This is a genomic window from Mesorhizobium sp. M7A.F.Ca.US.014.04.1.1, from assembly GCF_003998745.1.
GTDB lineage: Bacteria > Pseudomonadota > Alphaproteobacteria > Rhizobiales > Rhizobiaceae > Mesorhizobium > Mesorhizobium ciceri.
The window spans coordinates 1-8,586 of sequence record NZ_RZRW01000232.1 but is presented as its reverse complement, the minus strand read 5'-3'; the positions used below and the strand labels follow the sequence as shown (position 1 = coordinate 8,586).

Below are 8,586 nucleotides of genomic sequence, written 5' to 3'. Positions count from 1 at the left end.
CGCTGCTCACCGATCCCCGCTATCCGGCCCGCAATCCGCACCAGAACATCGCCGACCTCAAGGCGCAGATCGCCGCCAACGAAAAGGGCGTAGCCGAACTGCGCAAGATGGTCGCCCATTTCGGCCTCGATGTCGTCGAGGCCTATATGGGCCATGTCCAGGACAATGCCGCCGAAAGCGTGCGCCGCGTGCTGGAGCGGCTGCCGGATAGTTCTGAGTACGAATACCCGACCGACACCGGCCAGATCATCAAGGTGAAGATCACGGTCGACCGGCAAAAGCGCGAGGCGACGGTAGACTTCACCGGCACCTCGCCGGTGATGAAGAACAATTTCAACGCGCCCGAGCCGGTGGCCCGCGCCGCCGTGCTCTACGCCTTCCGCGTCATGGTCGAGGATATGATCCCGATGAATGCCGGGTGCCTGCGGCCCATCAACATCATCATTCCCGATGGCTGCATGCTGAAACCCGCCTACCCCGCCGCCGTCGTCGCCGGCAATGTCGAGACCTCGCAGCATGTCACCAACGCGCTGTTCGGCGCCATGGGCGCCATGGCCAACGCCCAAGGCACGATGAACAACCTGACCTTCGGCAACAAGACGTATCAATATTACGAGACGATCTGCTCCGGCTCGCCGGCCGGCCGGATGAACTCGGGCCGCGGCTTTGCCGGCACCTCCGGCGTCCACACCCACATGACCAATTCGCGCCTCACCGATCCCGAAGTGCTGGAGCTGCGCTTTCCCGTTCTGCTCGAGGATTTCCACATCCGGAAAGATTCCGGCGGCAAGGGCAGATGGAGCGCCGGCGACGGCACCAAACGCACCATCCGCTTCCTCGAAAAGATGGAATGCGCGATCCTGTCCTCGCACCGCAACCGGCCGCCGCAAGGGCTGGACGGAGGCGGCGACGGCGAGGTCGGCTCGACCAAGATCCGCCGCAAGGACGGCACGATCGACCTGCTGAAAGCCTGCGACCAGACCATGTTGCAGGCCGGCGACGCCGTCATCCTGACGACGCCGACGCCGGGGGGATTTGGCAAGGCCTGAAACCGCTTGACTGGCTCGCGCCTCCCGGCCGCATTTATCACCAGCTATTCGGCGGCGATGCTAGCCTAGTAGGCTATTGCGCAGATGATAGCGGCTGTGATCGCCACCTCCTACTTCCCCGCACCATCGGAGCATTCTGACATTCTAGGGCACGTGGGACCGCAACCATTCAGGATTCCGCTATACGCTACCATTCGACAATAGCGAGCCGTTCACACGGTAAGAAAAGGTTTCGAAAGGCATTTCTCTACAAGTCTCGCTTGCTTCAATGTTCACAGCGATGTTGTAATGGCTTCGACTCCGGGGGGTTGGATGCGGAAGATTTTTCATGGGTTTTACGAGCCCACCAAAAAGGAATTAGACAAGATCTGGAAGACGGGACTTCTGGTCCCGGATACAAATGTCTTATTACACCTATTCAGATTTATGCCCGCTAGACGGGCGGAAGTCCTTGCTGCATTTAGGTCATTTGGGGATAGACTGTGGTTGCCTCATCAGGCCGGTGCAGAGTTCCAGGCAGACGGGCGCGATGCTGATTCGACCAATAGAGCGGCATATCAGAAGCTAAAAGATGAGCTGCTAAAGAAACGCAATGAGGTCGAAGGGGCAATTGGCGCGTTCTCCAGATTCGATCCTTGGCCCCAAGGATCCTCTATGGACGAGATCGGCAAGTTCTTCGAGCGCCTGACCCTTGAAGTTGAAACTGCCGTAAAGCAGCTTCCTGAAGCTCTATCGGTTTTCAAGGACGTTACTGACATCTTCGATGGAAAGGTAGGGAAGCAACCAGTCGACATCGAACAGCGACGGAAAGAAGCGCTGCGACGTTTCGATGCGAAAATCCCCCCCGGTTATAAAGACAAAGGCCGTCCGGGCGATTATCTGATTTGGGCTGAAATGAAGGACAAGGCAAAGTCGGCTCAGCTTCCGGTCCTTTTTGTCACTGACGATAACAAAGAAGACTGGTGGGCACGACATGATGGCAAGACCCTGGGACCAAGGCCTGAACTCAGGCACGAGTTTTTCGAAGCGACTGGCCAGTTGTTCTACGCATATTCGCCATCGCGCTTTTTAGCCTTCGTATCCAGCGAGGACGAAGAACTGGTTTCCAAGGAAACAGTGAAAGAGATGGAGAGAGTTCAAGAAACAAGAGAAATTCCTAGACGTTCAATTTTGTTTAGACATAGCGAAATGCTGAATCTCGTGACCGTCCTTGCCCTTCATACGGCTAAAAGCGAAGATGAAATTATAAAAACTGCTATGAAAATCACTAAAGTGTCGGGGAGAATTTCGGAGGAACAATCTCTTAGAAGAACCGGTGATGGGAATTTAGATGACTGGGAATTCAATTCCCTGGAAGAGCATCTTGAAAAACTATCCATAGAAGCACAATCAATTTTCCAAAACAAAAATAAAGACGATCCGGAAAAAATAAACACGTGGTATGCGTTCAGTAAACTAATAGATTGCTTTTCTTACAGCGAATATTGGGACCAGATTCCAAAATTAATGGATGCAATCAAATCAAACCGTGGGATAAACGAAGTTTTTCGCAAAAAAGAGGGCTAGAAGGACGAACCATCTTCAGATAAAAAGATTGCCGATCTGGCGACAGACCTCTTCGTATATCGGCCCTCCGGCGGCATCGTCCCGCTGGCGGGGGTGAAATCGGGAAATGGCGACCCCCGGAATATTTCTGCCACGACAATGTCGCAGCCTGGATGCCGACTCGCCAAAAGACAAGCATGCGCGGCTTCCTGACTGTCGAGTATAGCTTGCTGCTGTCGTACATTCAGTTCACGGAATATAGCGTTGTGGCGACACAACTTCCAACCGGGCTTCGCAACTCTACCCCTTCATCGAGCGCACTGGTCCTGTTGGCCTGCTTGCCGAAGCCGGCCGACGTATGACTATTTGCAATCAGATTCGATGAAAAAGCGCGCGGTCCATGTCGAGACGCGCACCGCCGCACTTTCGAAGACATTATCGAGATCAGCAAGGATCGACCGGCGTCAACCGGCTGTCACCGGCCTGTCATGAGCCTGCGCTACCCGCTTGCGGCAAAGCAAATGGGGAATCATCTTGCCATGACGGACGTTTCCGCAGATCTGGTTTTTCGCCGCGGCAAGGAAGTTGGAAAGGCCGTCTATCAGAACCGCCCGCTGTCGAAGGCCGGCATTTCGGAGCGGCTGTTCGCCTTCCTGTTCTCCGGCCTCGTCTATCCGCAGATCTGGGAAGACCCCGATGTCGACATGGAGGCGATGCAGCTTGGCCAGGGCCACCGCGTCGTCACCATCGCCTCCGGCGGCTGCAACATCCTGGCCTACCTCACGCGCTCGCCGGCCCGGGTCGACGCCGTCGACCTCAACACCGCGCACATCGCGCTGAACCGCATGAAGCTGGAGGCGGTGCGCCATTTGCCATCGCAGGGCGATCTGTTCCGCTTCTTCGGCGCCGCCGACACCAGCCACAATTCGAAAGCGTATGACCGTTTCATCGCGCCGCATCTCGATCCTGTCAGCCGTCACTACTGGGAGCGCCGCAACTGGCGCGGGCGCCGTCGCATCACTGTGTTCGACCGCAATTTCTACCAGACCGGCCTGCTCGGCTTGTTCATCGCCATGGGCCATCGCACGGGAAAATTCTTCGGCGTCGACCCAGCCGGCATCATGCAGGCCAGGAACATCGGCGAGCAGCGCCGCTTCTTCAACGAGGAGTTGGCGCCGGTCTTCGACAACAAGCTTTTGAGATGGGCGACGTCGCGCAAGGCTTCGCTGTTCGGCCTCGGCATTCCACCGGCGCAGTACGATTCGCTGATCACTTCTGGCGACGGCACCATGGCCAGCGTGCTGAAAGCCCGGCTGGAAAAACTCGCTTGCGATTTTCCGCTGGAGAATAACTACTTCGCCTGGCAGGCCTTTGCCCGCCGCTATCCGAACCCCGGCGAGGCCGCCCTGCCCGCCTATCTCGAAAAGCAGAATTACGAGACCATCCGCGGCAATGTCGGCCGCGTCGCCATCCACCATGCCAATCTGATCGAGTTTCTCGCCGGCAAGGATGCAGGCGCGGTCGACCGCTTCGTCCTGCTCGACGCACAGGACTGGATGACCGACGATCAGCTCAACGCGCTGTGGGCGGAAATCACCCGCACGGCTTCGGCCGGCGCCCGCGTCATCTTCCGCACCGCCGCCGAGCCCAGCCTGCTGCCGGGTCGCGTCTCCAGTTCGCTGCTCGACCAATGGGACTATCAGGACCAGGCTTCGCGGGAATTTTCGGCCCGCGACCGCTCGGCCATCTATGGCGGCTTCCATCTCTACGTAAAGCGCGCGGCATGAGCAGCAGCGAGCTGCCGGCCAGCCCCGAATTCAAGGCCAATCATGCCGAACTGATGGACGGCGTCTACCGCTGGCAGCGCCACATCTACGACCTGACCCGCAAATACTACCTGCTCGGCCGCGACCCAATGATCTCGGGGCTCGACGTGCCTGCCGGTGGCACCGTGCTGGAACTCGGCTGCGGCACCGGCCGCAACGTCATCCTCGCCGCCCGTCACTATCCCGACGCGCGCTTTTTCGGCCTCGATATTTCGGCCGAAATGCTGGAGACGGCCGGAAAGGCGATCGACCGCGAGGGCCTGTCCGGTCGCGTCATATTGGCTAGGGGCGATGCCACCGATTTCGATGCCCGGGCACTCTTCGATGTCGAACGCTTCGACCGTGTCTTCGTGTCCTATTCGCTGTCGATGATCCCCGGCTGGGAAAAAACAGTATCGGCGGCACTTGCCGCCCTGTCGCCGAACGGTTCGCTGCACATCGTCGATTTCGGCCAGCAGGAAGGGCTGCCCGGCTGGTTCCGTGCGCTGCTGCGCGGCTGGCTGAAAAAATTCCACGTCGCGCCGCGTGAATCGTTGCGCGAAGTGCTGGAATCGGAATCTCGGCGAACCGGCGCAAGCTTCCGTTTCGGCACGCTTTATCGCGGCTATGCCTGGCTGGCGGTTATCGGGCCGCGCGGCTAGCCAAGGTGAAACCGCCATTTGCAGGCCGACCTCACCTGAATGTCAATGCACCTTAATGCAGCGCCTTCATCAGCGCCCCCACCATCGTCTGCGGCCGATAGCCAAGCTTGGCAGGCGTCAGCCCCAGCCGCACCACCACCAACTGCTCCGAGGGAATGATGGCAACCGTCTGCCCGTCATGGCCTTCCATCCAGTACGTGTCCTTGGGCAGGCCTGCCGCGACGCCGGCGCCGGGGTTTTCCTCATCGCCCGGGGCCTCGATCCACAATTGGCCCTTGCCGTAGACCTTCGAGGCGGATGCCGGCTCGCGCATCCAGTCGACGAAACCGGCCGGCAGGATCTGGTTGCCGTTCCACACCCCGCCTTGCAGCAGGAACTGGCCGAAGCGCGCCCAGTCATGCGCGGTCGCGTAGAGATAGGACGAGCCGACGAAGGTGCCCTGCTCGTCCGTTTCAAGCACCGCGCTGTGCATGCCGAGCGGCTCGAATAGCGCCGTGCGCGGCCACGTCAGCGCCCTGGCCTTGTCGCCGACCGCGTCCTGCCAGAGGCGCGACAGCATCACCGCCGTGCCGCTCGAATAGGAAAACTGTTTGCCGACCTCTGCAGCCAGCGGCTTGGATTCGGCAAAGCCCGCCATGTCAGGTTCGAGATAGAGCATGCGCGTGACGTCGGCGACGTCGCCATAATCCTCGTTGAACTCCAGCCCGCTCGACATCGCCATCATGTCGGCAAGGCTGATCGCGGCGCGGCCGTCCGCCTTCCACGGCGCGAACAGGTTTTTGTTGTCGAAAGCCATCTTGCCGTCCTTGACCAACGTACCGACGATGGCGGCATTCACTGTTTTGGTCATCGACCAGCCGAGCAGCGGCGTCCTGGCGGAAAAGCCATCGCCGTAGCGCTCGGCGACGACACGGCCATTCTTGACCACCACCACCGCGCGCATGCCGGTGCCGATCAGCGCCGCATCATCCAGCAGCTTGGCAACAACCGGATCCTGTGATGCCTCGACCCGTTCGCCTTCCGGCCACAGGTCGCCCATGGTGACTGCGGACGGCTCCGCTTGGATCGCGGTCCGCCGCACCTTTCCTACGTCGCCGTCCGGAACCGAAGCGCAGCCAAGCCCGTCGCGGGCTACGGCGACGCTCTTGCCGAGGAAACCGAACAGGCCGGCAGACACCGTTCCCCTGTTCTTGTCCACCGAAACCCGCATTAACCGCAGCAGGGGATGCCCGGGTGCCTGCACGTCGACGGCCAGCACCTCATTGGGATCGCGGCCGGCGATAAAAACGTTCGAACAGACGATCTTGGCCGAGTAGCCCGAGCCGACCCTGATCAACTCCGGTGGCGCGATATAAAGCCAGGCAAAAAGTGCTGCGACCGCCAGGACGATCAGGCCAAGCAGCCATTTGACGATCTTGACCACGATCCGCATTTATTTCCTCCGGGCCCTGCGCGACCCTTATGTCATCGATTTGCCGCCATTGCTTCCGCAAATCACAATGCTTGTCGAGCGCCATCAACGGATTATCAACCATGATCGGCGATCACAGGATATGCTGAGCGATGCTGTGGGGCGATCGTTCGGAGGGGGCCCGATCACAAAGCAGGCCATCAGTGTAGAGACCCATCAGCGACCGGCTGAATCCGGCTCGGGAATTGCGATGCGCCGTCTTGCGGGCCTGATCATGCTAGCGCTGCTTGGTGCTTGCTCGACCGTCGACGATCTCTCGCCGCTGTCGCCATCCGCTTCGAGCAGCCCGACGGTTGCCGTGCGCGCGCCGCGCTTTGCCGACTCCAAGCCGCATGAATGGGAGAGCGGCGCGCCGTGGAACTATGCCGTCCACGGCACCGATGTTTCCAAATACCAGACCTCGGTCGACTGGCCGGCTGCCAGGGCCAGCGGCATCTCCTTCGCCTTCATCAAGGCGACCGAGGGCGGCGACCGTTTCGACGAGTATTTCAGCGAGCATTGGGCGCGCACGAAGGCCAACGGGATTCCGCGAGCCGCCTATCATTTCTATTATTTCTGCACCCCGGCTGCCGTTCAGGCGCGCTGGTTCATCCGCAACGTCCCCGTCGATCGCTCGGCGATGCCGCCGGTCCTCGATATGGAATGGAACCCGCAATCGCCGACCTGCAGGCTGCGTCCCGACGCCGCCACGGTGCGCGCGGAGATGACCACCTTCCTCGAAATCGTCGAACGCCATTACGGCAAGAAGCCGATCATCTACACTTCCGTCGACTTCTTCGACGACAACGGGCTGTCAGGGTTCCGCGGCTATCCCTACTGGCTGCGTTCCGTCGCCGGCCATCCGCGTGAGAAATACGGCAGCCACCCCTTCACCTTCTGGCAGTACACCGGAACCGGCATCGTTCCCGGCATGACCGGCAAGTCCGACATCAACGTCTTCAACGGCAGCGAAGCCGCCTGGAACAAATGGCTGCGGCAGAACACCCGTTGACGTCAGGTTCAACGGCAGCACCGCCCTGGATCAAATCACTCCAGCAGAGCTTCCGTTGAACCGGTGCAACGGCAGCACTGCCCTGCATCAAATCACTCCAGCAGAGAAGCTGCCGCAGAACACCGTTGACACCGGGCCTGCCGCCTGCTTTTCGACACAGCCAGCGGGAAAGAGTGCAACCGCCGGTAATTCAGGGCGTTGGGCTTCCCGGGGGGGAGCACAACAAATGACCCCCTGTTCGTTTCGAAAGGAAGCTGATGCGACTGCGTTCCAAAGTCCTCGCGGCTGCGCTGACCCTGTGCGCCACGGCCTTGCCGGCGATGGCGCAGGAATGCGGCGGCGACTTCGAATCCTGGAAGCAGGGCGTCGCCGCGGAAGCCAAGGCGGCCGGCGTAGGTGCAGTGGGTCTCGACGCCCTTGAAGCGGCAACCTTAGATGACAAGGTGTTGGCGCGCGACCGCGCCCAGGGCGTCTTCACCCAAACCTTTGTCGAGTTTTCCAACCGGATGATCTCGGCCTATCGCCTGAAGCAAGGTGCGGCGAACATGAAGAAATACGCGGATGTCTTCGCCCGCGCCGACCAGCAGTTCGGCGTCCAGGCGCCGATCATCGCCGCCTTCTGGGCGCTGGAGACCGATTTCGGCGCCGTGCAGGGCGACTTCCACACGCTGAGCGCCCTGGTGACGCTTTCCCATGATTGCCGCCGGCCGCAGCTCTTCCGGCAACAGCTGGTGCCGCTTCTGGAACTGATCGATCGCGGCGTGCTGCCGGCCGATGTCAGGGGCGCCTGGGCCGGCGAGATCGGCCAGACGCAGATCCTGCCCTCCGACTATCTGGCACGCGGCGTCGACGGCGACGGCGACGGCAAGATCGACCTGCGCGGCAGCGTGCCTGATGTGATCATGACCACTGCCAACAAGGTGCTGTCGCGCGGCTGGAAACGCGACCAGCCCTGGATCCAGGAAGTCCGCGTGCCCGAAGACATGCCGTGGGATCAGACCGGTCGCACCAACAAGCGGCCGCTGTCGCAGTGGGCGCAATGGGGCGTCACCTACCCCAGCGG

General features: G+C 60.5%; 7 protein-coding genes. 6 read left to right on the top strand and 1 reads right to left on the bottom strand.

The window, feature by feature from the left end; translation table 11 throughout:
- The 4 genes from EOA22_RS16825 to EOA22_RS16810 form a co-directional block, all read left to right on the top strand.
- Positions 1–1,049: hydantoinase B/oxoprolinase family protein (locus EOA22_RS16825; RefSeq protein ID WP_206521292.1), on the top strand; the 1,049-nt coding region annotated here is incomplete at its 5' end.
- 288 nt (positions 1,050–1,337) lie between these two features.
- Positions 1,338–2,615 (top strand): PIN-like domain-containing protein, encoded by a 1,278-nt coding sequence (locus EOA22_RS16820; RefSeq protein WP_063168485.1) that lies wholly within the window; start codon positions 1,338–1,340, stop codon positions 2,613–2,615.
- Positions 2,616–3,082: 467 nt separating this feature from the next.
- Entirely contained in the window at positions 3,083–4,381 is a 1,299-nt protein-coding gene (locus EOA22_RS16815; RefSeq protein WP_063168486.1) for a DUF3419 family protein, read from the top strand.
- Positions 4,378–5,061 (top strand): class I SAM-dependent methyltransferase, encoded by a 684-nt coding sequence (locus EOA22_RS16810; RefSeq protein WP_063168487.1) that lies wholly within the window; start codon positions 4,378–4,380, stop codon positions 5,059–5,061. The genes EOA22_RS16815 and EOA22_RS16810 overlap by 4 nt, the downstream gene beginning before the upstream one ends.
- Before the next feature lie 52 nt (positions 5,062–5,113).
- Here the strand turns inward: EOA22_RS16810 and EOA22_RS16805 are convergent, their stop codons facing one another.
- Positions 5,114–6,493, bottom strand: a complete 1,380-nt coding sequence (locus EOA22_RS16805) for a serine hydrolase (RefSeq protein WP_063168488.1) — start codon at positions 6,491–6,493, stop codon at positions 5,114–5,116.
- 229 nt (positions 6,494–6,722) lie between these two features.
- Here EOA22_RS16805 and EOA22_RS16800 point away from each other — a divergent pair, with 229 nt between their 5' ends.
- Positions 6,723–7,523: a GH25 family lysozyme gene (locus EOA22_RS16800; RefSeq protein ID WP_013530938.1), complete on the top strand. Its 801-nt coding sequence runs from the start codon at positions 6,723–6,725 to the stop codon at positions 7,521–7,523.
- 257 nt (positions 7,524–7,780) lie between these two features.
- Positions 7,781–8,586 (top strand): lytic murein transglycosylase (locus EOA22_RS16795; protein ID WP_127390095.1); only part of this gene is annotated, 806 nt, incomplete at its 3' end.